19 protein-coding genes are annotated in these 26,294 nt (G+C 74.3%); 10 read left to right on the top strand and 9 right to left on the bottom strand.

The annotated features are described in order from the left end of the window. Nucleotides 1-10: 10 nt before the first annotated feature. Entirely contained in the window at nucleotides 11-928 is a 918-nt protein-coding gene (locus FHX71_RS28095) for a phosphotransferase (RefSeq protein ID WP_182620739.1), read from the bottom strand. A gap of 114 nt (nucleotides 929-1,042) precedes the next feature. Here FHX71_RS28095 and nudC point away from each other — a divergent pair, with 114 nt between their 5' ends. After that, the gene (gene nudC / locus FHX71_RS28090; RefSeq protein WP_182620738.1) at nucleotides 1,043-1,996 is read left to right on the top strand and encodes an NAD(+) diphosphatase; all 954 of its coding nucleotides are present in this window, start codon (nucleotides 1,043-1,045) and stop codon (nucleotides 1,994-1,996) included. Nucleotides 1,997-2,053: 57 nt separating this feature from the next. Here the strand turns inward: nudC and FHX71_RS28085 are convergent, their stop codons facing one another. From FHX71_RS28085 to FHX71_RS28915, 3 genes are all read right to left on the bottom strand, one after another. Continuing rightward, entirely contained in the window at nucleotides 2,054-5,488 is a 3,435-nt protein-coding gene (locus FHX71_RS28085; RefSeq protein ID WP_182620737.1) for an ATP-dependent helicase, read from the bottom strand. Further along, complete coding sequence (locus FHX71_RS28080; RefSeq protein WP_182620872.1) at nucleotides 5,485-8,808, bottom strand: ATP-dependent helicase; 3,324 nt, start codon at nucleotides 8,806-8,808, stop codon at nucleotides 5,485-5,487. The genes FHX71_RS28085 and FHX71_RS28080 overlap by 4 nt, the downstream gene beginning before the upstream one ends. A gap of 163 nt (nucleotides 8,809-8,971) precedes the next feature. After that, nucleotides 8,972-9,889 (bottom strand): DUF3152 domain-containing protein, encoded by a 918-nt coding sequence (locus FHX71_RS28915; protein ID WP_220490510.1) that lies wholly within the window; start codon nucleotides 9,887-9,889, stop codon nucleotides 8,972-8,974. A 177-nt stretch (nucleotides 9,890-10,066) separates the two neighbouring features. Here FHX71_RS28915 and FHX71_RS28070 point away from each other — a divergent pair, with 177 nt between their 5' ends. The 3 genes from FHX71_RS28070 (at nucleotide 10,067) to FHX71_RS28060 (ending at nucleotide 12,649) form a co-directional block, all read left to right on the top strand. Continuing rightward, entirely contained in the window at nucleotides 10,067-10,288 is a 222-nt protein-coding gene (locus FHX71_RS28070; protein ID WP_182620736.1) for a DUF3107 domain-containing protein, read from the top strand. Nucleotides 10,289-10,600: 312 nt separating this feature from the next. After that, entirely contained in the window at nucleotides 10,601-12,265 is a 1,665-nt protein-coding gene (locus FHX71_RS28065) for a DEAD/DEAH box helicase (protein ID WP_220490509.1), read from the top strand. An 87-nt stretch (nucleotides 12,266-12,352) separates the two neighbouring features. Next, complete coding sequence (locus tag FHX71_RS28060; protein ID WP_182620734.1) at nucleotides 12,353-12,649, top strand: DUF1905 domain-containing protein; 297 nt, start codon at nucleotides 12,353-12,355, stop codon at nucleotides 12,647-12,649. 1 nt (nucleotide 12,650) lies between these two features. On the opposite strand, the gene FHX71_RS28055 is transcribed toward FHX71_RS28060, so the two are convergent. Both FHX71_RS28055 and FHX71_RS28050 read right to left on the bottom strand, forming a co-directional pair. Further along, nucleotides 12,651-13,283, bottom strand: a complete 633-nt coding sequence (locus FHX71_RS28055; protein WP_182620733.1) for a MarC family protein — start codon at nucleotides 13,281-13,283, stop codon at nucleotides 12,651-12,653. Continuing rightward, the gene (locus FHX71_RS28050; protein ID WP_182620732.1) at nucleotides 13,280-14,128 is read right to left on the bottom strand and encodes a PHP domain-containing protein; all 849 of its coding nucleotides are present in this window, start codon (nucleotides 14,126-14,128) and stop codon (nucleotides 13,280-13,282) included. Before FHX71_RS28050 ends, FHX71_RS28055 begins: the two co-directional genes overlap by 4 nt. 161 nt (nucleotides 14,129-14,289) lie before the next feature. On the opposite strand from FHX71_RS28050, the gene FHX71_RS28045 reads away from it, so the two are divergent. Beyond that, nucleotides 14,290-15,168 (top strand): alpha/beta fold hydrolase, encoded by an 879-nt coding sequence (locus FHX71_RS28045; RefSeq protein WP_182620731.1) that lies wholly within the window; start codon nucleotides 14,290-14,292, stop codon nucleotides 15,166-15,168. Beyond that, a complete protein-coding gene (locus tag FHX71_RS28040) occupies nucleotides 15,137-16,678 on the top strand; it encodes an aminopeptidase P family protein (protein ID WP_182620730.1) in 1,542 nt (513 codons plus the stop codon). The genes FHX71_RS28045 and FHX71_RS28040 overlap by 32 nt, the downstream gene beginning before the upstream one ends. A 113-nt stretch (nucleotides 16,679-16,791) precedes the next feature. Here FHX71_RS28040 and FHX71_RS28035 read toward each other — a convergent pair whose 3' ends face one another. Beyond that, nucleotides 16,792-17,754 carry a hypothetical protein gene (locus FHX71_RS28035; protein WP_182620729.1) on the bottom strand — a complete coding sequence of 321 codons (963 nt, stop codon included), beginning with the start codon at nucleotides 17,752-17,754 and terminating at the stop codon, nucleotides 16,792-16,794. Between the two features lie 295 nt (nucleotides 17,755-18,049). Further along, nucleotides 18,050-18,943 (bottom strand): YflT domain-containing protein, encoded by an 894-nt coding sequence (locus FHX71_RS28030; protein ID WP_182620728.1) that lies wholly within the window; start codon nucleotides 18,941-18,943, stop codon nucleotides 18,050-18,052. A gap of 73 nt (nucleotides 18,944-19,016) precedes the next feature. Here FHX71_RS28030 and FHX71_RS28025 point away from each other — a divergent pair, with 73 nt between their 5' ends. Then, entirely contained in the window at nucleotides 19,017-20,351 is a 1,335-nt protein-coding gene (locus tag FHX71_RS28025; protein WP_182620727.1) for a magnesium transporter MgtE N-terminal domain-containing protein, read from the top strand. Further along, a complete protein-coding gene (locus FHX71_RS28020; RefSeq protein WP_182620726.1) occupies nucleotides 20,344-20,868 on the top strand; it encodes a DUF1003 domain-containing protein in 525 nt (174 codons plus the stop codon). Before FHX71_RS28025 ends, FHX71_RS28020 begins: the two co-directional genes overlap by 8 nt. Here the strand turns inward: FHX71_RS28020 and FHX71_RS28015 are convergent. Further along, nucleotides 20,823-22,862, bottom strand: a complete 2,040-nt coding sequence (locus FHX71_RS28015; protein ID WP_182620725.1) for a hypothetical protein — start codon at nucleotides 22,860-22,862, stop codon at nucleotides 20,823-20,825. The two genes, FHX71_RS28020 and FHX71_RS28015, sit on opposite strands and share 46 nt — an antisense overlap. A 115-nt stretch (nucleotides 22,863-22,977) precedes the next feature. On the opposite strand from FHX71_RS28015, the gene FHX71_RS28010 reads away from it, so the two are divergent. Next, nucleotides 22,978-24,117: an Mrp/NBP35 family ATP-binding protein gene (locus tag FHX71_RS28010; RefSeq protein ID WP_182620724.1), complete on the top strand. Its 1,140-nt coding sequence runs from the start codon at nucleotides 22,978-22,980 to the stop codon at nucleotides 24,115-24,117. 82 nt (nucleotides 24,118-24,199) lie between these two features. Further along, a complete protein-coding gene (gene betT, locus FHX71_RS28005) occupies nucleotides 24,200-26,293 on the top strand; it encodes a choline BCCT transporter BetT (RefSeq protein WP_182620723.1) in 2,094 nt (697 codons plus the stop codon). The last annotated feature ends 1 nt before the right edge of the window (nucleotide 26,294 follow it).

The raw sequence follows: 26,294 nt of genomic DNA, 5'->3' as shown, positions 1-26,294 counted from the left end.
GGTCGGCCGGTCAGCTCTCGTCGAGGGTCGCCTCGTCCAGGTCCTCCAGCATCGAGGTGGCGTCCTCGACCACCTCGGGCAGGCGGTGCCGCACGCCGTGCAGGAGCCAGCGCGCCAGCGCGAGCTCGCCCACGAGCATGGCCCGCTCGGCCAGCCGCGGGTCGGTGAGCTCCTTGCGGCGCAGCTGGTAGGCCTCCATGATCGAGTCCACGGCCTCCATGGGGGCCGCCGCGATCAGCCACGCGAGGTCGTCCGCGGGGTCCGCGACCCGGGCCTCGGCCCAGCCCGACACCGCCACGACCCGCTGCCGGTCCACGAGGAGCTGGTCGGGCGCCAGGTCGCCGTGCGTGACGACGGGCTTGAACCGCCAGAGGGAGACGTCCTCCAGCGCGGTCTCCCAGCGGCGCAGCAGGGTGGGCGGGATGCGGCCGGTCCTGGCCGCCTCGTCCACCTCGGTGAGCCGACGCTCGCGGTACTCGGACGCGGTGTAGCTGGGCAGCCCGCACGTCTCGACGACCGACGTCGGCAGCTCGTGGATGGCCGCGATGGCCCGGCCCAGGTCGGCCGCCAGGCCGGGACCCTGCTCCAGCACCTCGACGTCCAGGTTGTCGCCGATGATCCGGCGGTGCACGACCGCCCGGCCGCCCTCCGGCAGCAGCGCGTAGCCCGCGACCTGCGGCACCACGAACGGGAGCACACCCGTGTCGATGTACAGCCGGAGCGCGTCGAGCAGCTCGATCTCGGCCTCCAGCGCGGCCCCGGCCACCGTGGTGCGGGGCGCGCGCACCACCCACTCCTGGTCGTCCGCGCCGGTCACGACGGCGACGTCGTAGTCGCCGGCGAGGTCTCCGACGCGCACCGACTGGGCGTCGAGACCCGGCACGGCGGCGGTCGAGAGGGCGGCGAGAGCGAGGGGCGTGCGGGACACGTGCTCACCCTAGAGCAGCGTCCGGCGCACCACGGGACAGGTCCGTGGCGTGTCCGGCGTTGCCGCCCACGAGGTCCGGCGTCACGAACCCGCGCGGAGGACTACCGTCGTCCCGTGCGTTCCCTCGACCTCCCCTTCGCCCGCGCCGCCCACGACCGCGCCGCGCACCGGCGCGCCGAGCCCGGCCTCCTCGACGACCTGCTCAAGGAGCCGGCCACGCGGGTGCTGGTGGTGCGCGGGACCCGCGTGGCGACGACGGAGCAGCGGGTCGCGTTCCTCGCGCCCGACGACGTGGCACACCTGGGCGCGCGGACGGTCCTGTTCCTGGGCGAGGGTGCCGACGCTCCGGAGGGCAGTGCTCCGGAAGGCGACGGCGCGGTCGCCTACCTGGCCGTGGTCCTGGCCGACTCCGGGCGCGCGCCGGGGTCCGATCCCGTGCCGGAGCCCGACCTCGACGTCGAGTGGACCGGCCTCCGGTCGCTCGACGCGCCCGACCTGGAGGTCGGGCTGGTCGTCGAGGCCGTCGCCCTGGCCCAGTGGCACGCCGTCTACACGCACTGCCCGCTGTGCGGCACGCGGACCGAGGTGCGGCAGGGCGGCTGGGTGCGGCACTGCCCCGCGGACGAGTCCAACCACTTCCCACGCACCGACCCCGCGGTGATCATGGCGGTCACCGACGCGGACGACCGCCTGCTCCTGGCCCGCGGCCCGCAGTGGGACCCGGGCCGTCGCTCCGTGCTGGCCGGCTTCGTGGAGCCCGGGGAGGGGCTGGAGCAGGCGGTGGCGCGCGAGACCGGCGAGGAGGTCGGCATCACGCTCGACCCCGCGTCGATCGAGTACCGCGGCAGCCAGTCGTGGCCGTTCCCGGCGTCACTCATGCTCGGCTTCCGCGCCCGCGCGACCAGCACGGAGCTGGTGCGGCAGGAGGACGAGATCGCCGAGGCCTCCTGGTTCACGCGCGACGAGGTCGCCACCGCCGTCGCCGACGGGCACCTGGGCCTGCCCGGACGCGCCTCGATCGCCCGCTCCCTCATCGAGGAGTGGTTCGGCGGGCCGATCGGGGACTGACCCGGATCTCGGGGACCGGCTGGATGTCAGAGACCGGCTCAGTCGTAGGGGACAGGCTCAGTCGCCCCTGATCAGCGCCTCCAGCTCGGCCTCGTCGAGCAGCCGCTCCGGGCGGACGGTCGTGTCGGACCCCGCGTAGTAGAACGCCGCGCTCACCTGGTCCAGCGGCAGCCCCGTCCAGCGGGACCACGCCAGCCGGTACACGGCGAGCTGCACCTCGCGCGCGGCCCGCGCGGCGGCGTCGAGGGGCTCTCGGCCGGTCTTCCAGTCCACCACGACGACGGCGTCCGGGCCGGTAGCCGGGTCCCGGAACACGGCGTCCATGCGGCAGCGCAGCATGACGCCCGCGACCGGCGTCTCGACGTCGACCTCGACCGCGACGGGCATCCGGGCCGACCACTCCGAGCCCAGGAAGGTGTCGCGCAGCTTGTCGAGGTCGGTGTCCTCGGGCAGGTCGTCGTCCTCGGCGCTCGGCAGGTCGTCGACGTCGAGCAGCGTGGCCGACGTGAAGAACTGCTCCACCCACTCGTGGAACCGGGTGCCGCGCCGGGCGTGCACGGTGGGCTGCACCGGCACCGGCCGGCGCAGCTGCAGGGCGAAGGCGTCGCGGTCCGCGGCGAGCCGCACCAGGCCCGACGCCGAGACGTGGGCCGGGAACGCGATCTCCCGGTCCGCGTGCCGGTTGCGCTCGGCCAGCAGCATCCGGGCGAGGTCGACCAGGTCGTGGCCGGCGGCGTCGGCGAGGACGCCCTGCGGCGCGGTCAGCGCGTCCGCCGGGAGGCGCATGGCGGCGAGCGCGACCAGGCGCTCGTCGGCCGCCTCGTCGACGAGCCCGGCCGTGGCACGCAGGACGTCGCGTGCGGTCAGGGGCTGCCCGGGCTGGCCGGTCGAGCCGGCCTCGTCGTCCTGGCCGCTCCCGTCCGGGGCCGGCCAGACGGCCGTGATCTCCTCCGCGTTGCGCGGGTTCTCGGCGTCGGCCTCCGGGACGGGCGCCCACAGGTCGGCGGTGAAGAGCCCGGCGTCGCCGAGCTCGGCGAGGAACGGGGAGACGCCGCGCGGGCGGCTGGCCGTGCCCCACCACGAGGCCGTGAGGAAGAGCTCCTGGCGCGCGCGGGTGAACGCGACGTACGCGAGCCGTCGCTCCTCGGCGAGGCGGTGCTCGCCGCACTCGGCCTTGAACTCGTCCCGCAGCGCCACCAGGTCCTTGGTGTCGGAGGCGTGCTCCCAGTCGAAGCGCGGCAGGTCGTCCGCGTCGCCGCGCAGGTGGTAGGGCAGCTCGCCGAGGTCGGACAGCCAGCCCGACGACGACTCGCCGGACCGCGAGCCGCGGTCCCAGGTGGGGAACGCGCCGTCGGCCAGGCCGGCCACGGCCACGGCGTCCCACTCCAGGCCCTTCGCGGCGTGCGCGGTGATCACCTGGACGGCGTCCGGGTCGGGCTCGTGCACGGGCATGTCGAGCCCGCGCTCCCGCTCGCCCGCGACGCCGAGCCAGGCCAGGAAGGCGCCCAGCGTCGCCGTGTCCGAGGACTGCGCGAACGACGCCGCGACGTCCCGGAACGCGTCGAGGTGCTCGCGGCCACGGTCGCTCACCGCGCCGCCCACGCCGGCGCCGGCCAGCGCGAGCGCGGTCGCCGCCTCGACGTCGAGGCCGAGCGCGCGCTCGGCCTGGACCACGAGCTCGGGGAGCGAGAGGTAGGTGAGGCCGCGCAGGTCGCGCAGCAGCCGGGCGAGCGCGCCCAGGCGGCCGTGCGCCTCCGCGGACAGGACGCGGCCGTCGCGCGCCGGCTCGCCCGCCGGCGGGAGGTCGTCGAGCGCGTCGACGATCGACCGGTGGTCGGAGACGTCGCCCTCGACGACGCGGAGGTCGTCGTCCGACGACTCACCCGCCGGTGCGCCCTCGCGCGCCGCGCGCTCTGCCTCGGCGGCGGCGCGGCGCGGGTCGTCCAGGCGCGCGAGGTCGGCCGCCCACGAGCCGAGCGCGTGCAGGTCGGAGGCGCCGAGGTTGAGGCGCGGGCCGGTGAGCAGGCGCAGCAGGGAGTCGCCGCGCGACGGGTCGTGCGCGGCCTGGAGCAGCGCCACGACGTCAACCACCTCGGGGGTGGACAGCAGGCCACCCAGGCCGACGACCTCGACCGGGAGACCGCGGCGGCGAAGCGCCACCTCGATCGCGGGGAACTGGGCCCGGGCCCGGCAGAGCACGGCGGCCGTGGACCGGCCGTCGGGGTGGGCGCCGGAGCGCCAGCGCTCCGCGACCCACTCGGCGACGGCCTCGGCCTCCTCCTCCAGGGTCGCGGCGACGTGCGCCGTCACCCGGCCCTCGCCGGCACCAGGCCGCAGGTCCAGGGGCGGCACCTCGACGCTCGTGGCCGCTCCGGTCCGCGAGCGCAGCGGCCCGGACACGATGTTGGCGGCGGTCAGGATCGCGGCGTCGTTGCGCCACGAGGTGGAGAGGTAGTGCACGTCGGCGGGGACGCCGTCGTCGCGCTGGAAGCGGCCGGGGAAGCGGGCGAGGCCCGCCGCGGAGGCACCACGCCACCCGTAGATGGACTGGTGCGGGTCGCCGACGGCGGTGACGGGGTGGCCGCCGCCGAACAGGCCGGACAGCAGCTCGACCTGGGCGTAGGAGGTGTCCTGGTACTCGTCGAGCAGCACCACCTCGAACCGGGCGCGCTCGGCGGCGCCGACCATCGGCACCTCGCGGGCGAGCTGGGCGGCGAAGGAGACCTGGTCGCCGAAGTCGAGCGCCTCGGCGATGCGCTTGCGGCGCCGGTACTCGACCACGAGGTCCACGAACCGGGCCCGCTCGGCGATCGAGCCGATGAGCTTGTCGACGTCCTTGGTGCGCTTGCGCTGCTTGGGGCCGAGCGGCACGGACTCGAGGTGCTCGGCCATGTCGGTGAGGCGGGCCCGGGCGTCCGCGGGGTCGACGAGGTGCTCGCCGAGCGCGTCGGACAGCGCCACGACCGCCGCGGTCACGGTGCTCACGGCTCGGTCGGTGGCGAGATCCTCGTCCCAGGACTCCACGACCTGGGACGCGAGCTGCCACTGCTCGGCCTGGCCGAGGAGGCGCGCGCTGGGCTCCACGCCGAGGCGCAGGCCGTGGTCGGCCACCAGCGAGGCGGCGTAGGCGTTGTAGGTGGCGACCGTGGGCCGGTCGAGGTCGAGGCCGGCCAGCGCCTCGCCCGACTCCTCGCCGAGCGCCCGGTTGAGCTGAGCCAGGCGGGTCTGCACGCGCTGAGTGAGCTCGCCCGCGGCCTTGCGCGTGAAGGTGAGGCCGAGCACCTGCTCGGGCTGGACCAGCTTGTTGGCGATGAGCCACACCACGCGTGCGGCCATGGTCTCCGTCTTGCCGGACCCGGCGCCCGCGACGACGAGCGCGGGCTCAAGCGGCGACTCGATGACGCGAACCTGCTCGTCGGTGGGCTCGTGCCGCCCGAGCAGCCGCGCGATGGCCCGCGCCGACAGGCGGATCTCCGGCTCGTGCCCGATCACTCGACCACCTTCCGTCCCTCGGGCTGCAGCGGGCAGGACCGCCGCACCCCGCACATCTCGCACAGGTCGTTGTTCTTCGCGGCGAACTTCGCCGCGGCCATCGTGTCGGCGGCGCCCTCGACCGTCTCGCGCGCCCAGCTGTTGCCCTCGGCGTCGGGGGCGAGCGCGGGCTGGTTCCGCACGCTCGCCGAGACCGTCTCGGTGCCCACGTAGACGAGGCTCGCGCCCTTGCTGACCGTGCCCTCGGGCAGGTCGAGCGCGCCCTCCTCGACGGCGAGCTGGTAGGCGCCGAGCTGCGGGTTCTCCGCCGCCTTGTCCTTGCTGGCCGCGGTCTTGCCCGTCTTGAGGTCGGCGACGGTCACGCTGCCGTCCCCCGCGTCCTCGACGCGGTCCACCTGGCCGCGCAGCCGGGCGCGGTCCACCCGTAGGTCGAAGTCGGCCTCGACGAGCAGCGGCTCACCGGAGTCGCCCAGGTACTCCGCCAGCCGGATCACCATGCGCTCGGCGCGCTTGCGGAGCTGGAGCGACGGCCAGCCGTCGGGCAGCGCGAGCTCCGGCCAGCGGCGGTCGAGCTCCTGGTTCAGGTCGGTGAGTGATCCCCTCGGGTGGCTCTGCGCGATGGAGTGCAGCAGCGTGCCGAGGCTCTGGTGGGTGGCGTCGGGCTTGGTGCCGCCCGCCGACTCGAACGCCCAGCGCAGGGCGCACGTGGTCACGGTCTCGACCTTGGAGGGCGACACGGTCACGATGTCCTGGGCGCCCCACAGCGGCACCTCGCTGGAGACGCCGGCCACGCCGTACCAGGTGCTCGGGTCCGCCTCGGCGACGGCCGCCGCCGCGAGGTCGGCGAGCAGGGCCGCGGCGGGGTGCGCGGGGTGCGAAGCGCCCGCCGGCTCGGCGGCCGGGCCGGCCGCCGTTCGCACGAGCTCGGAGCGTGCCGCGGCCACCACGCCGCGCAGGTCGAGCGGCGGGCCGACCTGGACGCGGCGCGGGTCCGGCCCGTCGCCGCCGTCGTCGCGCGGGGACACGAGGTCGCAGAAGACGCTCGGGGCCTCCTCGGTGTCCTCCACAGCGGTGACCAAGAGCCGCCGCCGAGCCCGGGAGACCGCCACGGCGAACGCGCGCAGCTCGTCGGTGAGCACCTGGCGCCGCGCCTCGGCGCCGACCACGCGGCCGTCGTCGGACCGCCCCGCGATGAGCTCGACGAGTGCCTGGGAGCCGAGCAGCGAGTCACGCAGCCGCAGGTCGGGCCACACGCCGTCCTGCACGCCGGCCACGACCACCACGTCCCACTCCCGCCCGGCCGCGCCGGGAGGCGTGAGCGCCTCCACGGCGCCCGCGCCCTGGGCCGACGCCGCCAGGGAGTCGGCCGGGAGGTCCTGCGACGCCAGGTAGTCGACGAACGCGGCGACGGGCGCACCCGGCATCCGGTCCACGAAGGTCTCCGCGGCGCGGAAGAGCGCGAGCACGGAGTCGAGGTCCCGGTCGGCCCGCAGCCCCGCCGGGCCGCCGGCCAGTGCGGCGGCGCTCCACCGCTCCGCCAGGCCGGTCGCGGCCCAGGCCGCCCAGAGCACCGTCTGCGCCGTGGCGCCGGGCTCCCCCGCCGCCTCCCGGCCCGCCGCGAGCACGCGGGCGACCGCGAGCGGCCCGCGCCGCACCTGCGTGGGCAGCAGCGCGGCGCGTGCCGGGTCCGCGAGCACCTCGACCAGCAGCGCGTCCGAGGTGCGGCCACCGCCCGCCGACAGCTCCTCGGCACGCAGCGCGCGCCGCAGCCGCCGCAGGGCCACGGCATCGAGCCCGCCGATCGGGGAGACGAGCAGCAAGGCCGCCGTCTCCGGGTCCAGCACGGGCTCCTCGCCGTCGAGCTCCTCGGCGATCAGCGCCTCCAGGCTGCCCCGCGGCGCGCCCGCGCACGTCTTCACGGCGGCGAGCAGGGGCGCCACGGCGGGCTCGTCCCGCAGCGGCAGGTCCGAGCCGAGCAGCGCCACGGGCACCGACGCCGAGACCAGCTCGCGGCGCAGCGCCGCCAGCCGGGTGCCGCTCCGCGCGATCACGGCCATGCGGTCCCACGGGGTGCCGTGCAGCAGGTGCTCCGCGCGCAGCTCGCGCGCGATCCAGGCGGCCTCCTGAGCGGCGCCCGCGAGCACGGCCACCTGGACCGACGCGGGCGTGGGCTCCTCGCTGCCTACGGCGGCCCCCTCCGACGGGGTCTCGCCGGAGGCGTCGTCGTCCGCGCGAGGCCCTTCCGCACGAGACCCTTCTGCACGAGACTCTTCCGCGCGGACCTGGTCCGCGCGGGCCACCGCGCGCCGGTGCATCGCGCTCGCCGACACGGGGATCCGGTTGGTCACGGCGCGCGTCACGGCGCGCAGCTCCGGTGCCTGGCGCCAGACCGTGCCGAGCACCACCGTCTCGGCGTCGAACGCGCCGAACTCCCGGCCCGGCCCGGCGGGAGCGGCGGCACGGCCGGTCAGCCCGGGCGCGGCGCCTCGGAACGTCTGCACGGCGGAGTCCGGGTCCGACAGCAGCACGAGTCGCGCGCCGTCGTCGTGCAGCACGCGCAGGAGCCGGACGGTCGCGGCCGTGGCCTCCTGGTAGTCGTCCACCACGACCAGGTCCCAGGTGGGGCGCGGTGTGCCGGGCACCTCGTCCTCCCAGGAGCGCAGGGACTCCGCGGCCTCGTCGATCACGACGGCGGGGTCGTAGCGCGGCCCGGCGTCGGGCGTGGCCAGCCGCAGCGTCATGGTGTCGAGGTACTCCTCGTAGAGCTGCGCGGCCATGACCCACTCGGGCCGGTCGTTCGCACGCCCCATCTCGTCGAGCTCGACCGGGCCGAGCCCGCGCTCGGCGGCACGCATGAGCAGGTCGCGCAGCTCCTGACGCAGGCCGCGCAGGCCGAGGGACTCCTCCGGCAGGCCGGCGGGCAGCGCGAGCGGGCGCCCCTCGCCCGCGACGTGCCCGGCGAGCAGCTCGGCCAGCACCAGGTCCTGCTCCGGGCCCGAGACCAGGGTGGGGGTCGGCTGCCCGAGCGCCGCGGCACGCGTGCGGAGGACGGCGAACGCGGCCGACGACGCGGTGCGCACCATCGGCGCGCCCACCGTGCGCCCCGCCTGGGCCGCCACCTCGTCCCGCAGCCGGGCCGCGGCGCGGCGCGAGGACGCCAGCACCAGCACCCGCTCCGGCTTGACCCCGGCCAGGAGCGCGCGGACCGCCACCTCACAGGTCACCGTCGTCTTGCCCGACCCGGGAGCACCAAGGACGAGCGTCGCGGGCCGGCTCAGCGCGGACTCGACGGCAGCCGCCTGGCCGTCGTCGAGCAGCACGGAACCGGCGCCGTCGGGACGGGTCCCGGGCGGCGCCAGCCGAGGTGCGAGGGTGAGGGTCGGTGTCACGCGGACGATCGAACCACGAGCCACTGACACTCCCCGACGCCCCGCGCGGAGGCGTCGCGAATGCCCGATTCATCCCCCGGCGTAGCGGGGAACGTCACTCCCGGCCCGCGTCCGGGGCGGGCCACGGCTCCGGGACGCACCCGCTCGTCGTGGTGGTCTGCTGCACCATGACCGTCGCGTGCTTCCCCTTGCCCCGGCACCGGTCGTGGTGGTGGCCGATCACGTGCCCCACCTCGTGGTTCACCAGGTACTGCCGGTAGCGCGCGACGTCGTTCCAGGCCGTGGACCCCGTGGCCCAGCGCTTGAAGTTGAGCACCGCGGTCTCCTGGATGCCGCACGAGAGCTCGCCGATGGTGTCCAGCGGGAGGCAGAGCCGGTCCGTCGTGCCGGGGCTGGCGAGCACCACGCGGGCGTCGTACTCGTCGGTGTCCGTCCGGGCGAACGTCGACCCGTCCGCGGCGTTCCAGCCGCGCGGGTCGTTCAGCGTCGTCAGCACGGCCTCGGCGAAGACCTCCGGGTCCACCGGCAGGCCCCTCTCGACCGCGATCTGGACCCGCCACACCTTGCCCTTGGCGGGCGCCGTCCGGGACCCGGTCGCCACGACGAGCCGGCCCGACAGCTTCGGCTCGACGATGATGTCGGCGCCGAGCAGGCCGGAGCCGGGCTCCGGCGTCGGCGCGTCGACCCGGACCGGCTCCGGCGGTGCGGCCTTCCCCGCGGACGGCGCACTCGGTGAGGTCAGGGGCGCGGCGGGGTCTCCGACGTCGGCCTCCAGCAGCAGCTCCGGGGCCGGCGGCGCGACGCGGTTGCCCGACCGGGCCGCCTCGTACGCGTTCCGGATCGCGTCGCCCGCCTCGACGCCCAGGCTGTCGTCCACCGCGCCGGCCACGACGGCGGCGGACGCGTCGGGCTCGGTGCCCATGGTCACCGCGACGCCCCCACCCAGCCCGAGCGCGAGGCAGAGCCCGAGCGCGGCCATGGCGCGCCGAGGGTCCTGGGGCGACCTGTTCACGCCGACCATGGTGCCACGCACCGGCCCGTAGGCCCACGATGCTGTCCACAGGATGTGGACAGGTATCGGCTCACGGCGAAACCGCAGGCCGACCGCCCCGGTGCGTGACTAGGATCGTCTGGCCGGGTCCCCGGATCCCCGGGCAACGGCGCAATCCCCGACCGAACTGGAGTAAACGTGGACGTCACCATCGGTGTGCAGCACCTGCCGCGCGAGGTCGTGGTCGAGACGGACCAGAGCGCGGACGCCGTCGCGACGGCCGTCAAGAAGGCCCTGACCGGTGGCCCCCTCGAGCTCACCGACTCCCGCGGCCGTCAGGTGATCATCCCTGGCAGCGCCATCGGCTACGTCGAGATCGGCTCCGAGGAGCAGCGCAAGGTCGGCTTCGGCGCCGTCTGAGCGCTGTCGTACCCGACGCCACGTGGCGGACGGCGCCCGCGAGGGCCCTCCGCCACGTGGCGTTCATTACTAACGGCGTCCACGAGGCGTTTCGCTAACCACGCGGAAACATCGTGCGCGTACCATGAATCCCGTACATCGGTTGCCCGGTCGTCACGTTCCGACCCCCGAACCTGTGCTCCGGCCTCCTCCGCGAGGCCGCCGACAGGACGCGCAGCCTGGGCTCCCTGCCCGGCGCGCGATGATTTTCACGATCGGCTGCCGCACGAAGGCGCGATCGCCGGGCCATGAGGGCCCACCGCGCCGCGAGAGATGAAGGCGCCAGTGACTACCACCGAGAACCCGGCCGCGAGTGCGGCCACTGTGACCCCCGAGCCGACCATCGGCACGGGTCCCGACTACTCCTCCCCGTCCGCCATCCAGGCGCAGAACGTGACGTTCGCGGACTTCGGCGTCCGCCCCGAGATCGTCGCCGCGCTGGCGGACTCCGGCATCACCCACCCGTTCCCGATCCAGGCCATGACGCTGCCCGTCGCGATGAGCGGGCACGACATCATCGGCCAGGCCAAGACCGGTACCGGCAAGACGCTCGGTTTCGGCGTCCCGCTGCTGCACCGCGTCGTGGCGCCGGGCGAGGCCGGCTACGACGAGCTCGTCGCCCCCGGCAAGCCGCAGGCCGTCGTCGTGGTGCCGACCCGCGAGCTCGCGGTCCAGGTCGCGAACGACCTGGCCACCGCGTCCGCCAAGCGGAGCGTCCGCATCGTGCAGGTCTACGGCGGCCGTGCCTACGAGCCGCAGATCGAGGCCATGAAGACCGGCGTCGACGTCGTGGTGGGCACGCCCGGCCGCATGATCGACCTGCTCAACCAGGGCCACCTCAACCTGCTGCGTGCGGCGACCGTGGTGCTCGACGAGGCCGACGAGATGCTCGACCTCGGGTTCCTGCCCGACGTCGAGAAGATCCTGGCCCGCACCCCCGCGCAGCGGCACACCATGCTGTTCAGCGCGACCATGCCGGGCGCCGTCGTCTCGATGGCCCGCCGCTACATGAAGCAGCCCACGCACATCCGCGCCGCCGAGCCGGACGACGAGGGCGCGACCGTCAAGAACATCAAGCAGGTCGTCTACCGGGCCCACGCCCTGGACAAGGTCGAGGTGCTGGCGCGTCTGCTCCAGTCCGAGGGCCGGGGCCGCAGCATCGTGTTCGCGCGCACCAAGCGCACCGCCGCCAAGGTCGCGGAGGAGCTGCAGACGCGTGGCTTCGCCGCCGGCGCCATCCACGGCGACCTGGGCCAGGGCGCCCGCGAGCAGGCGCTGCGCGCGTTCCGCAACGGCAAGATCGACGTGCTGGTCGCGACCGACGTCGCCGCCCGCGGCATCGACGTCGAGGACGTGACCCACGTGGTCAACTACCAGTGCCCCGAGGACGAGCGCACCTACCTGCACCGCGTCGGCCGCACCGGCCGCGCGGGCAACACGGGCACCGCCGTCACGTTCGTGGACTGGGACGACGTGCCGCGCTGGTCGCTCATCGACAAGGCGCTCGACGTCGGCTTCCCCGAGCCGGTCGAGACCTACTCCACGTCGCCGCACCTGTTCGCGGACCTGAACATCCCCGAGGGCACCAAGGGCCGCCTGCCGCGCTCCGCGCAGCACCTGGCCGGCCTGGACGCCGAGGAGCTCGAGGACCTGGGCGAGACGGGCAAGCGCAACAGCGGCTCCCGCCCGGCCGGCGGGCGTTCCGGCGGCGGCCGTTCGGGCGCTCAGCGCTCCGGCGGGCGCCAGGGCGGCTCGCACGGCGGGTCGCGCTCCACGTCCCGGCCCGACGGCGAGGCCGTGACCGGGTCGGGCGACGGCGCACCGGCCGACCGTCCGGCGTCGGGCGGCGACGAGGACGGCCAGCGCCGTCGTCGGAACCGCAGCCGCCGCCGCACGCGCGGCGGGCGCCCGGCCGAGGGAACTCAGTCCGAGTCCTGAGTCTGAGCGATCGACGTGTCAGACCCACAGGTCACCCCGGTGACCTGTGGGTCTGACACTTTCCAGAGTTTCTGACAGGCTCGGCGCGTGCAGATCGAGTTCGCCGCTCCCCTGTGGCAGTGGCAGGTGCGTACCGACTCCTGGTGGTTCGTGACCGTCCCGCCGGAGCACTCCGACGAGCTGGCCGACCTCCCGCTGCCCCCGCGCGGCTTCGGCTCGATCCGGGTGCGGGTCACGGTCGGGACGACCACCTGGACCACGTCCGTCTTCCCGAGCGACAGCAACGGCGGCTACGTGCTGCCGATGAAGAAGAAGGTGCGGGAGGCCGAGAAGCTCGTCCCGGAGAAGCCTGTCCAGGTCACCCTGGAGACGATCGACGTCTGAGCTAGACCGTCCGCACGAACTCGATGACGCCGTTCGCGATCATCTGCACGGCGATCGCCGCGAGCAGCACGCCCGCGATCCGGGTCACGAGCGTGACGCCGGAGTCCTTCAGCACCCGGTGCACCACCCCGGCGAACCGCATCGCGGCCCAGGTGCAGACGCAGACCGCCACGATGCCGACGCCGATCGACGCGTAGTGCCCCACGGCCGACTCCCCGGCGTTCACGCCCTGCTGCACGAACACCATGGTCGCGACGATGGTGCCCGGCCCGGCGAGCAGCGGCGTCGCCAGCGGCACCAGCGCCACGTTCCTGCCGGAGCCGGCGTCGGACTCGCCCGCGTCCATCTTGCCCATCAGCAGCTCCAGCGCCACGAGCAGCAGGAGCAGCCCGCCGGACGCCTGGAGCGCCGCGAGCGAGATGCCCATGTGCTCCAGCAGGAGCTGGCCGAACAGCGCGAACACCACGATCACGCCGAACGCCACGAAGATCGCGGTGCGCGCGGCCCGCTTGCGGTCCTGCGCCGTCATCCGCGACGTGAGCGCGAGGAACACCGGCACCGTCCCGGGCGGGTCCATGATCACGAACAGCGTCACGAACACCTCGGTGAACAGCGCGACGTCGAACCAGCTCACCGGAGCACCGCCAGGGCTCCCTGGTCCGCGATGGCGTCGAGGACCTCGGGCGCGGTGGTGTTCTCGCCGATCAGGTTCTGCTTGCCCGCCCCGTGGAAGTCGCTCGACCCCGTCACCAGCAGGTCGAGCGCGCCGGCGAGGTCCCGCAGGCGCCGGCGGGTGTCGGGCGTGTGGTCGCGGTGGTCCACCTCGAGCCCGGCGAGGCCCGCCGCGGCGAGCTCCTCGATCGTCGAGTCCGGGACGATCTTGCCGCGCGCGTCCGCGCCGGGGTGCGCGAGCACCGGCACCCCGCCCGCGGCGCGGACGGCGCGGACCGCGGCGACGGCGTCGGGCGCGTAGTGGCCCACGTAGTACTTGGTGCCCGGACGCAGGATGGTCGCGAACGCCTCGTCCCGGTCGCGGACGACGCCCGCCGCCACCAGCGCGTCCGCGAGATGCGGGCGGCCCAGCGTGGTGCCGGGCTTGGTCTGGGCGAGCAGGTCGTCCCAGGTGATCGGGAAGTCCTCGGCCAGCAGGTCCACCATGCGCCGGGCCCGCGACTCGCGGTCGGCGCGGGTGCGCTCGGTCTCCGCCAGCAGGTCGGGGTGGGTGGGGTCGTGCAGGTAGGCCAGGAGGTGGACGCCGGTGCCCCAGCCCGGGGTCCGGGCGATCGCCGAGATCTCGGCTCCGCGTACCAGACCCACCTGGTACCGGTCCGCCGCCTCGGCGGCCTCGGCCCAGCCCGACGTCGTGTCGTGGTCGGTGATGGCGAGCGTGGCGATGCCGGCGTGCGCGGCGACCTCCACCAGCCGCGCTGGCGAGTCGGTGCCGTCGGACGCGGTGGAGTGCGTGTGGAGGTCGATCACCCCACAAGGGTAGAGATCCCCGGGCCGCGGGGAAGCACCAGGACGTGGTGAGGTGCAGCACCCCGCCGACGGCGCGGCAGCAAGCCCACACAGCACGTTCACGCCTCGTTCCGCCGTCGTCCGCCACGTGCTCAAGCCGATAACGCATCATCGAAGGCAACATGAGCAACAATCGCGAGACCCAGCCCCATAGCCCTGTGAGCGTGGTCTTCGTGCACGGCATGCGCGCCTCCGGCGCGATCTGGGAGCACCAGATCGACCACGTACGCGCCGCCGGCCACGAGGCCGTCGCCGTCGACCTCCCTGCCCACGGCTCACGCCGCAACGACCAGTTCACCATGGACGGCGCCTTCGACGCCGTGGACGACGCCGTCGCGTCGCTCCCCGACGGCCCCGTCGCGCTCGTCGGCCTGTCCCTGGGCGGCTACACGTCCCTGGCCTGGGCCGCCCGGCCCGGCACCACCGACCGCCTCGTGGGCGTGCTGGCCGCGGGCTGCACGGCCGACCCCAAGGGCAAGCCCGTCCGTCTCTACCGCGACATCTCGCGGAGGGTGGCGAGCGCCGTCTACCTCTCCCGTCGCCTGCGCGGGCGCGTGGTCCACCCGGCCGTGCACCGGATGCAGCTCGCCGTGGAGGCGATGCCGTTCAGCCCGCTGCACAGCGCCCCCGGCGGCGCGGACCTGCGCCAGCTCGAGATCGCCCCCCGCCAGACCGCCGAGATGCACCGCCCCACCTGGGACGTCGTCACCGACGCGCTGACGCACCTCGCGGGCATGTCGTCGATCGCGAACGTGCGCGCCGCACGGGTCCCGCTCTGGTTCGTCAACGGCGCGCACGACAGGATGCGCATGGAGGAGCAGCGGCACCTCGCCGCGGCCCGCGACGGCGCGCTCGTCGTCCTGCCGAAGGCGGGGCACCCCGTCAACACCGATGCCCCCAACGCGTTCAACCGGGTGCTCTCCCGGGCGCTTGCCGACTTCGGGCGGGCTGCGTGGAACACTGGGGGGCATGAGCGAGCCGACTACCACTTCGCAGCCTGACGAGCAGGGGACCGCGGACCGCGGCTCCAACCGTTCGCACCGTCCCGCCTCGACCGCGTTCAAGAACTTCGTGATGTCGCAGTGGGCCCCGCGCGCCGAGCTCGGCCTGACGCCGTCGGACGCCGCGCCGTTCACCGTCGCGCGCCGCTCCGCGCTCTCCGACCGGTTCTCCGGCGCGCGCCTCGTGGTCCCGGCGGGCTCGCTCAAGCCCCGGTCCAACGACACCGACTACCGGTTCCGGCCGCACTCGGCGTTCGCGCACCTCACGGGCCTGGGCACCGACCGCGAGCCCGACGCCGTGCTGGTGCTGCACCCCGTCGAGGACGGCGCCGGCGACGCCGGCTCGAACCACCACGCCGTGCTCTACGTGCGGCCGCTCGCCCCGCGGGACAACGAGGAGTTCTACGCCGACGCGCGCTACGGCGAGTTCTGGGTCGGCGCCCGCCCCTCGCTCGCGGACGTCGAGGCCCTGACCGGCATCGAGGCACGGCACATCGACGAGCTGGGCGACGCCCTGGCCAAGGACGTCGGCGAGGGCGGCGTGCGCCTGCTCGTCGTGACCGGCGCGGACGACGCGATCGAGGCCCTGGTCGAGGAGCTGCGCCTGGAGGCCGGCGAGACCGAGGACGAGCAGATCGTCTCGGACGACGTGCTCGTGGAGGCCACCTCCGAACTGCGCCTGGTCAAGGACGAGTACGAGATCCAGCAGATGCGCGAGGCCGTGGCCCGCACCATCGAGGGCTTCGAGGCGGTCGTCCGCGCGCTGCCCGCCGCGAAGGAGCACCGCCGCGGCGAGCGCGTCGTCGAGACCACGTTCGACGGGCACGCGCGGCTGGAGGGCAACGCCGTGGGCTACGAGACCATCGCGGCCTCGGGCGAGCACGCGACGACGCTGCACTGGATCCGGAACGACGGCGAGGTCCGGTCCGGCGACGTGCTGCTGCTCGACGGCGGCGTCGAGGTCGACTCGCTCTACACCGCCGACGTCACGCGCTCCCTGCCCGTCGACGGCGAGTACACCGACGTGCAGCGCAAGATCTACCAGGCGGTGCTGGACGCGGCCGACGCCGCGTTCGCCGTCGCGAAGCCGGGCACCAAGTTCCGCGACATCCACGCGGCGGCCATGGAGGTCATCGCCGCCCGCCTCGAGGAGTGGGGCTTCCTGCCCGACGGCGTCACCGCCGCCGAGGCGCTCGACGAGGACGGCCAGCAGCACCGCCGCTGGATGGTGCACGGCACGTCGCACCACCTGGGCCTGGACGTCCACGACTGCGCGCAGGCCCGCCGCGAGCTCTACCTCGACGGCACCCTGGAGCCGGGCATGGTGTTCACCATCGAGCCGGGCCTCTACTTCAAGGCCGACGACCTGGCCGTGCCCGAGGAGTTCCGCGGCATCGGCGTGCGCATCGAGGACGACGTGCTCGTGACCGAGGACGGTTACGAGAACCTCTCGGCGGCGCTCCCCCGCCGTCCGGAGGACGTCGAGGCCTGGATGGCGTCGCTGCGCTGAGCTTCCCCTGTGGGGTGCGGGTACTGACTTCGGTCGGTTGCCTTGAGACCGGTCGGTCGATTGACCGGTCTCAAGGCAACCGACCGAAGTCATTTCCGGCACCAGGGCTGGCCTCATGTGGGAGGAAGTCTGGGGTCCGGGCGGGCCGCACGCACCACCTCCGGGGGCAGATGCCTGGTCAGGCGGGCGATCATCGCCCGGACGTCCCGCTTGTCCGCGGCGGTGACGTGCTCGATCGTGACGCCGGCCCGGCGGACGGCCTCGGCCCGCGCCTTCTCCCGCAGGTACTCCTGCGCGGGGTCGTGACCAGGGCGGACGCCGTCGGGCCGGTACTTGACCTGGCCGTCGAACTCGATGCCGAGGGCCCACGGCTCGTACCCGAGGTCCGTGTGGAAGCGCCCGCGGTCGGTCTCGACCGGCATCTGGGTGGTCGGCCGCGGCAGCCCGACCCGGAGCAGCTCGTAGCGGGTCCACGTCTCCCAGGCCGACTGGGCGCCGGCGTCGGCCAGCTCGATCACGAGCCCTGCCCTGCGCGCGCCGCGGTGGCCGGCGCCCGCGGCGAGGACGTCGACCAGGGCCCCGCGTTCCGCACCCAGGGCGAGCGCGGAGTCGGCGATCACCAGCCCTTCGAGCGGGTGCATGGTCCGCGCGCAGTCGACGACGGTGCGCTCCAGCGTGGTGACCGGCAGGCCGGCGGCGTCGGTGACGTCGTCAGGTGCGAGCGTCCAGGAGTGCCTGCGGACGTCGTCGCAGGCATGGCCCGACGCGCGATAGTGCTGGTAGACGTGCGTCTCGCCCGGGGTGCTCCAGACCCGACAGCCCAGCAGCAGCGCGGCCGACGTATGACCGAAGACGTGCTCGGCCCGGAGCTGGGAGTGCAGGGCGCCGATCCGGGCCAGGGCACGGTTTCGTTCCTCCAGCAGGTGGCGGGTGGCGCCGTCGGCCCGCAGCTCGCCGGGCGCGCAGTACGCCCCGCGCCGGACCCGGACCACGTCGCCCCGGCGGGCGGCCGTGGCCAGGGCGTTGCGGTCCTGCTCCAGGGTGAGCGCGACTCTCGGGATCTCTACGTCGACCATGCCCCGACGGTGCCCGACCGGAGGGGGTCCGCGGGGGTGGTTCCGACAAACCTGTGCACAAGTGCAGGTCCGGAGGCCCTGTGGTCGCGCTCGAACCGTTGGCTCACCGTCACCAGGGTCTCCGGCTCACCCCAACTGGTCTGCCCGCAACGCTCCCCACCGAGATGGCCTCAGCTCCCTGCCAGGCCCGAAAAATGAGAACGGTCGGTTGCCTTGAGAACGGTCGGTCGATTGACCGGTCTCAAGGCAACCGACCGAAGTCATTGCCTGGGCCTGAAGGCTGAAGGCCGGAGCCCTACTTCTGGTCGTCCGTCGGCGGCGCGTACGGGTTGCCCTGGTGGGGCGCCGGGCGGTCCTTCGGCTCGCCGGGCTCACCTGGCTCGGCCGGCGGGTCGGACGGGTTGTCCGACGGCGGGACCGGAGCGCCCTGGGCGTCGGGAGCAGCCGGGGCGTCCGACGGCGGGACCGGCGCGTCGGCCGGCGCCGCTGCACCAGCACCAGCACCAGCACCAGCACCACCGCCAGGCCGCATCGCGCCGTAGCGCGGCTCGCCCGACGGCGTGACCCAGCGCGGGTCCGGCGTCCGGGGTGCGGCCGGCGCGGCGGGCGCCGTCGGCGCGGCACCAGGGGCCTGCCCGGCCGGGGCCGCGGGCTGCGGCGTCGCGGCCGGGACCCCGACCGAGGCGGCACCGCGCGCCTTGCCGAGCCCGCTCGGGGACTGCACCAGCATGGCCCGGGCGTCGCTCGCGTGGTCGTGGGCGCAGAGGATCGCGTACGTCGCGGCCACGATCTGCGACGACGACGTGAAGTCGCGCCGTCCGCCCGTGAACGCGTACGACAGGATCGAGAACAGCAGGCCGAAGCCGGCACCGAGCGCGATACCGGCGAACATGACCTGGAACCCGGAGGTGGACGAGAAGAGCGTCAGCAGCAGGCCGACGAAGAAACCGAACCACGCGCCGGACAGGGCGCCCGCGAGCGCCACCCGCCCGTACGTGAGCCGTCCGGTGACACGCTCGACCATGCGCAGGTCGGTGCCCACGATGGTGACGTTCTCGACGGGGAACTTGTTGTCGGAGAGGTAGTCGACCGCTTTCTGCGCCTCCAGGTAGGTGGAGTACGCGGCAACCTCGTCACCGGCCGGCAGGGTCGGGACCTTCGGGACGGCACCCGGGCGAGACATGCTCATACCCCATAGTCTCCCCTACCCGGACGCCGGAGGCGAGGAGCGACGCCCCGACACGGGTCGTAGGCTGGCGGGCGTGAGCGCCAGCACCAGGGTTTTTGTCGCACGTCTGGCCGGCACCGTCGTCTTCGACCCGATCGGGGACCAGGTGGGCCGGGTCCGGGACGTCGTCGTGCTGGTGCGAGCGAAGGGGGCGCCGCGCGCGGTGGGCCTGGTGGTCGAGGTCCCGGGCCGGCGCCGGGTGTTCCTGCCGCTGACCCGGGTGACGAGCGTGGACGCCGGCCAGGTGATCAGCACCGGCCTGGTGAACCTGCGGCGGTTCGAGCAGCGGGCCATGGAGTCGCTGGTGCTGGGCGAGCTGCTGGACCGCCGGGTGCAGCTCACGGACGGTTCGGGCGAGGTGACGATCGAGGACGTCTCGATCGCGCAGCAGCGCACGGGCGACTGGCTGGTCGACCAGCTCTTCGTGCGGCGGCGCTCGGCGCGCGGGTCGGGCCCGTTCCGCCGCGGCTCGACCCTGACGGTGCCGGTCGACGCCGTGCAGGACCTGACGAGCCGGCAGGCCGACCAGGGCGCCGCGCGGCTGCTGGAGGCGTACCAGGACATGCGGGCGGCCGACCTCGCGGACGTGATCCGGGACCTGGGTACGGCGCGCCGGATGGAGATCGCCGCCGCGCTCGACGACGAGCGCCTGGCCGACGTGCTGGAGGAGCTGCCGGAGGACGCCCAGGTGTCGATCGTGTCGGGCCTGGACCGGGACCGCGCGGCGGACGTGCTGGAGGTCATGGAGCCGGACGACGCGGCCGACCTGCTGCACGAGCTGCCCCAGGAGCAGGCCGCCCAGCTCCTGAACCTGATGGAGCCGGAGGAGGCGGCCGACGTCCGCCGTCTGCTGGAGTACGCCGAGGACACGGCGGGCGGTCTGATGACCACGGAGCCGGTGATCCTGGGCGCGGACGACACGATCGCGACGGCCCTGGCCCAGATCCGGCGGAAGGAGCTGCCGCCCGCGCTGGCCTCCCTGGTGTTCGTGGTGCGGCCGCCCCTGGAGACGCCGACGGGGCGGTTCCTCGGCGTCGCGCACTTCCAGCGGCTGCTGCGGGAGCCCCCGCACGCGGCCGTGGCCTCCATGCTGGACACGGAGACCGAGTGGCTCACCCCCGACGCGTCCGTGGGCCAGGTGACGCGGCTGCTCGCGGCCTACGACCTGCTCGCCCTGCCGGTGCTCGACGCGCAGCGCCGGCTGCTGGGCGTGGTCACGGTCGACGACGTGCTGGACCACATCCTCCCGGACGACTGGCGCGGCAGCGACGACGAACGCCTGGAGGCGATCGCCGCGCAGTCCGCCCCGGCGGCGCGTCCGGGCACGTCGCGCCCGGGCCAGGGCCGACGGGGGGCCGCTCGTGCCTGACCGTCTCGACACCCCGCTCGCGCAGCGGCGCAGCCTGGTCCCCCGCTTCCGGCTGGACGAGGACGCCGTCGGCAAGGCCACGGAGGCCATCGCCCGGTTCCTGGGCACGCCGCGGTTCCTCATCTACCTCACGGTGTTCTGCCTGCTCTGGCTCGCGTGGAACATCTGGGCCCCGGAGGACCTGCGGTTCGACAGCGCGGCCAACGGGTTCACGGCGCTCACCCTGATGCTGTCGCTGCAGGCCAGCTACGCCGCGCCGCTCATCCTGCTCGCGCAGAACCGGCAGGACGACCGCGACCGCGTCACGGCCGAGCAGGACCGGCAGCGCGGCGAGCGCAACCTCGCCGACACGGAGTACCTGGCGCGCGAGATGGCGGCGCTGCGGATCGCCCTGTCGGAGGTCGCGACCCGCGACTTCGTGCGCTCGGAGATCCGCAACCTGCTCGAGGAGCTCGACGACAAGGACCGCGGTCAGGGCTCCACGTCGTCGTGGAGCACCACGCGCGACAGCTCGTAGGCCCCGCCCGGCAGCTTCCAGTAGTGCAGCCTGCGGGCCGACGGCGTGTTGACCTGCAACGACACCCGCCAGCACACGGCGCCGTCGTCCCGGTGCCGGAACGGGTCGTCGCCGCCGGCGCCCGTGCGGAGCCGGTGCACCTGGAGGCCGTTCATGTCGAGCGCCAGCCCGGTCAGCACCATGACGAGCGTCCAGACCACGCGGTCCCGGCTCACGCCCTCGACGTCGGTCAGGGAGTCGAGGAACCGCGGGCCGAGCGTGTAGCCGGCCAGGGGCCGCCCGGCCTTCTCCGCCGCGGGGATGGTGCGCGCCCACTCGGTCAGCACCTCGAACCGGAGCTGCTCCTCGTCGTCGGCGAAGTGTCGCTCCTCCGGGACCTCGGCCCCGGCGTCGCCCAGCCTGCGGCGCAGGCGCGCGGCCTCCTGCCGCGCCTTGCGCAGCGCCGTGGCCTGCTGCTCCGCCCGGCGTTCGCTGCGCTCCAGCCGCTCGGTGAGCTCGCCGACACGGCCCAGCAGGCGGTCGACCTCCAGCTCCACCTGGCGCCGCCGGACCTTGTCGTCCAGCAGCTCCTTCTCCAGCGACGCCGCCCGGGACCGCGCGGCGTCGAGGGACAGGCTGAGGTCGCGGGCGGCCTTGCCGGCAGGTTCGGGCGCCGTACCGGGCAGCGTCCCGGACGGCGACGGCGAGGGCAGGGCGTCCTGCGCGCCGGCGTGCCGGGCGGCGACGTCCCCGGGGGTCGGCTTGCGCCGCCCGTCGGGCGGCGTCGGCACGGGGCCGACGTCGTCCCGCGCGCGGACCGCTTCGTCCGGCGCGCTGCCGACGTCGTCCGGCGCGGACGGGCGCAGGCCGAACAGGTCGGCGGGCGTGGGCGGCCCTCCAGCCAGCCCCGCTCCGGCCGGCCCCGCGGCCTCGCCCAACGGCGACGGCGGCGCGGGCCCGGCCCCGACCGGACCGACCCCGGACCGCTCAACCAGCGTTCCCACGATCAGCGGGCTCTCGAACCGCGGCAGCTCGGGCTCCGGCTCCGGGGGCTCGAGCCACGGCGGACCGCCGTCGAGCAGCGCGATCGCGGGGACCGGCTCGTCCTCGGACTCGTCAACGTCGTCCAGCCGCAGCGCCAGGCCGTCGAGCGGCGCGGGCACGCGGCGCGCGGCGACGACCTCGCCCTGGGTGAACAGGTCGCTCAGCAGGTCGAGGTCGTTGCCCGTGATCTCGGAGCGGCGCACCCGCACGTGGACGCCGGGCGCCAGGGCGATCCGCACCGCCTCGTCCTCGACGCTCTCGACCCGGCCGAGCACCACCTGGCCCACGCGGTAGGCGGCGTGGACCGCGCGGCGCAGGCCGTCGGCGTCGGGCAGCATGCCGCGGACGTCGAGGAGCCGGCGCACCGGGTCGAGCACGCCCGTGACCCGCATGCCCGGCCCGAGCACGCGGGCGAGGGGCACGTCGGGCAGCACGAGCTCCTCCGCGACGGTGACCTGGCCGCCGTCGTCCGTGCTGACCAGGGCGCGGGTACCCAGGATGCCGAGCACCCTGCCCTCGACGGCGGGCGCGTCCGGGGCGGAGCGGGCCGCGCCGACGATCCCGGCACGCACCGCGAACCGCATGACGTCGCCGATCAGCCGGTCGCGCACCCGGGCGTCCTCGTCCGGGGAGTACGCGAAGTGCAAAGGGGAGCGGCGCGGCTGGTGCACCCACTCCAGGTCGGTGCCGTACACGCGGGAGGCCCCGCCGTACACCTGGGTGTCGGGCGGCATGCCCGAGGAGAACTCCCACGACACGTCGCCCGTCGGGATGACGACGACCTCGGCGAGCCCGGCGACGTCGTCGAGCACCCGCTGGGGGTCGACGAAGGGCGTGTCGTGGCCGGCCGCGGTCGAGATGACGACCACCGGCCAGCGGCGGCCCGGGCGCTGCAGCTCGGCGGCGAGCTCGCGTGCCTGGTCCTCGGAGGTGACACGCCGAACTCGCGCCGGCACGCGTGGTTCGGTCATCGGGCCTCCTCACCCCTGGTGGTGAGGCAGCGTACCGCCACCAATGGACGGGCAGCACAAGGGCATGACCCGGTCATGGCCCGGGAGCGTCAGGGGCCCGGCCTAAGATCGACGCATGACCGCAGTCGACTCCCCCACGCTCGAGGCTCGCGTCCGCGACGCGCTGACCGGCGTGCTCGACCCCGAGATCCGGCGCCCCATCACCGACCTGGGCATGGTCCGGTCCGTGGAGGTGGCCGACGGCGGACACGTCGCCGTCGGCGTGGACCTCACGGTGGCGGGCTGTCCGATGAAGTCGACGCTGGTCAAGGACGTGACGGCGGCCGCGACGGCGGTCGAGGGCGTCTCCGGCGTCGACGTCGAGCTGGGTGTGATGACGCCCGAGCAGCGCTCGTCGCTCCGCTCGAAGCTGCGCGGCGGCGCGGGCGACCCCGTCATCCCGTTCTCGCAGCCGGGGTCGATGACCAAGGTGTTCGCGGTGGCGTCCGGCAAGGGCGGCGTGGGCAAGTCGTCCGTCACGGCCAACCTCGCGGTGGCCCTGGCCGCCGACGGCCTGTCGGTCGGCGTGATCGACGCCGACATCTACGGCTTCTCGATCCCCCGCATGCTCGGCGTGGACCGGCAGCCGACCCGGGTCGACAACATGCTGCTGCCGCCCATCGCGCACGGCGTCAAGGTGGTCTCGATCGGCATGTTCGTGCCGCAGGGCCAGCCCGTCGTCTGGCGCGGGCCGATGCTGCACCGCGCGCTGGAGCAGTTCCTCGCCGACGTCTTCTGGGGCGACCTCGACGTGCTGCTCCTGGACCTGCCGCCGGGGACGGGCGACATCGCGATCTCGGTGGCGCAGCTGCTGCCGTCGTCCGAGATCCTCGTGGTCACGACGCCGCAGGCCGCCGCCGCCGAGGTCGCCGAGCGCGCCGGGTCGGTGGCGACCCAGACGTCGCAGGGCGTCGTGGGCGTCGTCGAGAACATGTCGTGGCTGGAGCAGCCCGACGGCACCCGGCTGTCGATCTTCGGCGAGGGCGGCGGCGAGCAGGTCTCGGCACGGCTCACCGAGGTGATCGGCAAGGACGTGCCGCTGCTGGGCCAGGTACCGCTCGACGTCGCCGTCCGCGAGGGCGGGGACGGCGGTACGCCCGTGGTCCTGACGGCGCCGGACTCGCCGGGTGCGAAGGTGCTGCGGGAGGTCGCGTCGACCCTGTCGACCCGCAAGCGGGGGCTCGCGGGGATGCAGCTCGGGATCAACCCGGCCTGAGGGGCGAAGCGCCTGGTCCCGGGCGGGTGAATTATCGGCACGCTGTACGGTGAGGCGGCTGACATCCCCGACGAAGGACTCCATGAGCACCTCGGCGACGACCGAAACCCAGCCCACGCACGACGACGTCCCACCCGGCACCCGCCGGCGCAGCAGGATCAACCCACCCGTGTTCTTCGGTTCCGCCGGCCTGATCCTGGCGGTGGCACTGTCCGCGATCATCTGGCCCACGCAGACCGAGAAGTACATCGGCAGCGTGGTCGCCTGGATCGCCGACTGGTTCGGCGCCTACTACTTCGTCGTCGCCGCGGCGTTCCTGGTGTTCGTCGTCGGGGTCGCGCTGTCGCGGGCCGGCCGCATCAAGCTCGGTCCCGAGCAGTCCAAGCCGCAGTTCGGCCTGCTGACCTGGTCGGCGATGCTGTTCGCCGCGGGCATCGGCACCGACCTGATGTTCTACTCCGTGGCCGAGCCCGCCACCCAGTACCTGGCGCCGCCCGTGGGCGACGGCAGCACCGTCGAGTCGGCGCGGATGGCCGTGGTGTGGACCCTGTTCCACTACGGGATCATCGGCTGGAGCATGTACGCCCTGATGGGCATGGCCATCGCCTACTTCGCCTACCGCCGCAACATGCCGCTGAGCATCCGCTCCGCGCTGCACCCGCTGTTCGGCGACCGCATCTGGGGCCGGCTCGGCGACGTCGTGGACGTGGCCGCCGTGATCGGCACCATCTTCGGCCTGGCGACGACGCTCGGCATCGGCGTGGAGATGCTCAACCGCGGCCTGTCGGAGCTGATCGGCGTGCCGGTGGGCGTGGGCGCGCAGGTCGCGCTGCTGTCGCTGGCCGTCGTGATGGCCACGCTGTCGGTGGTCTCGGGCGTGCAGCGCGGCGTGCGCCGCCTGTCCGAGCTGAACGTGGTGCTCGCCCTGCTGCTCGTGCTGTTCCTCGTGGTGACGGGCAAGACGACGTTCCTGTTCGACGCGCTGGTGATGAACCTCGGCGACTACGCCTCGTCGCTGCCGGGGATGACGCTGAACACCTTCGCGTTCGACGCGCCCACCGAGTGGCTCAACGCGTGGACCCTGTTCTTCTGGGCCTGGTGGGTGGCGTGGGCGCCGTTCGTCGGCCTGTTCCTCGCGCGGATCTCGCGCGGCCGCACCATCCGGCAGTTCGTGGTGGGCACGCTCACCGTCCCCTTCGTCTTCGTGCTGCTGTGGGTGTCCGTCTTCGGGAACAGCGCGCTCGACTACATCCGCACCGGCGGCGCGGCGGGTGCCGCGTTCGGCGACGCCGCGATGAACGACCCGGCGTCCGGCGTCTTCGCGCTGCTCGAGCAGTTCCCCGCCGCGCCGGCGACCATCGGCCTGGCGATCTTCGTGGGCCTGCTGTTCTACGTGACGTCGGCCGACTCCGGCGCGCTCGTGCTCTCCAGCCTGACCTCGCGCCTGCACCAGGCCGGCGACGACGGGCCGATCTGGCTGCGCATCTTCTGGGCGGCCGCCACCGGCCTGCTCACCATCGGCATGCTGCTGGCCGGCGGTATCGCGACCCTCCAGTCGGGGACCATCATCATGGGCCTGCCGTTCTCCGTGGTGATGCTCGGCGTGATGCTCGGCCTGTACAAGGTGCTGCGGGCCGAGGGCCAGAAGTTCGACACCCTGCGCACGTCCCTGCCCTCCAGCCTGTCCGGCCGCATCGGGCAGAACGGCACGGCGGGCGGCCCCGGGTGGCGGCAGCGCCTCACCCGCCTGGTCAGCTTCCCGGACCGCCGGCACACCTCCCGGTTCATCGACCAGACGGTGCGCCCCGCGCTCACCGAGGTGTCGGCGGCGTTGGCGGAGCAGGACATCACGACGTCGTGCACCGAGGCCCCGGCCGGAGAGACCGGCCTGCCCGCGCTCACGCTCGTGGTCGAGCACGGCGAGCAGCCGTCGTTCACCTACACGCTGTGGCCGCAGGCGCACCCCACGCCGACCTTCCGCATGAACACCTCCGACCAGGACGACACCTACTTCCGGGTCGAGGTGCTGCTGGCGGAGGGCACGCAGGGCTACGACGTCACCGGCTACGCCAAGGAGCAGCTCATCGCCGACGTGCTGGACCAGTACGAGCGGCACCTGCTGTACCTGCACGCGAGCAGCGCGCCGGCGCACCGGACCGAGCAGATCGAGGTCTGAC

This window comes from Promicromonospora sukumoe, assembly GCF_014137995.1.
In the GTDB taxonomy this organism is placed as follows: Bacteria; Actinomycetota; Actinomycetes; order Actinomycetales; family Cellulomonadaceae; genus Promicromonospora; species Promicromonospora sukumoe.
Note: the sequence above shows the minus strand (reverse complement) of the source record. Positions and strands in the feature narration are given on the sequence as shown.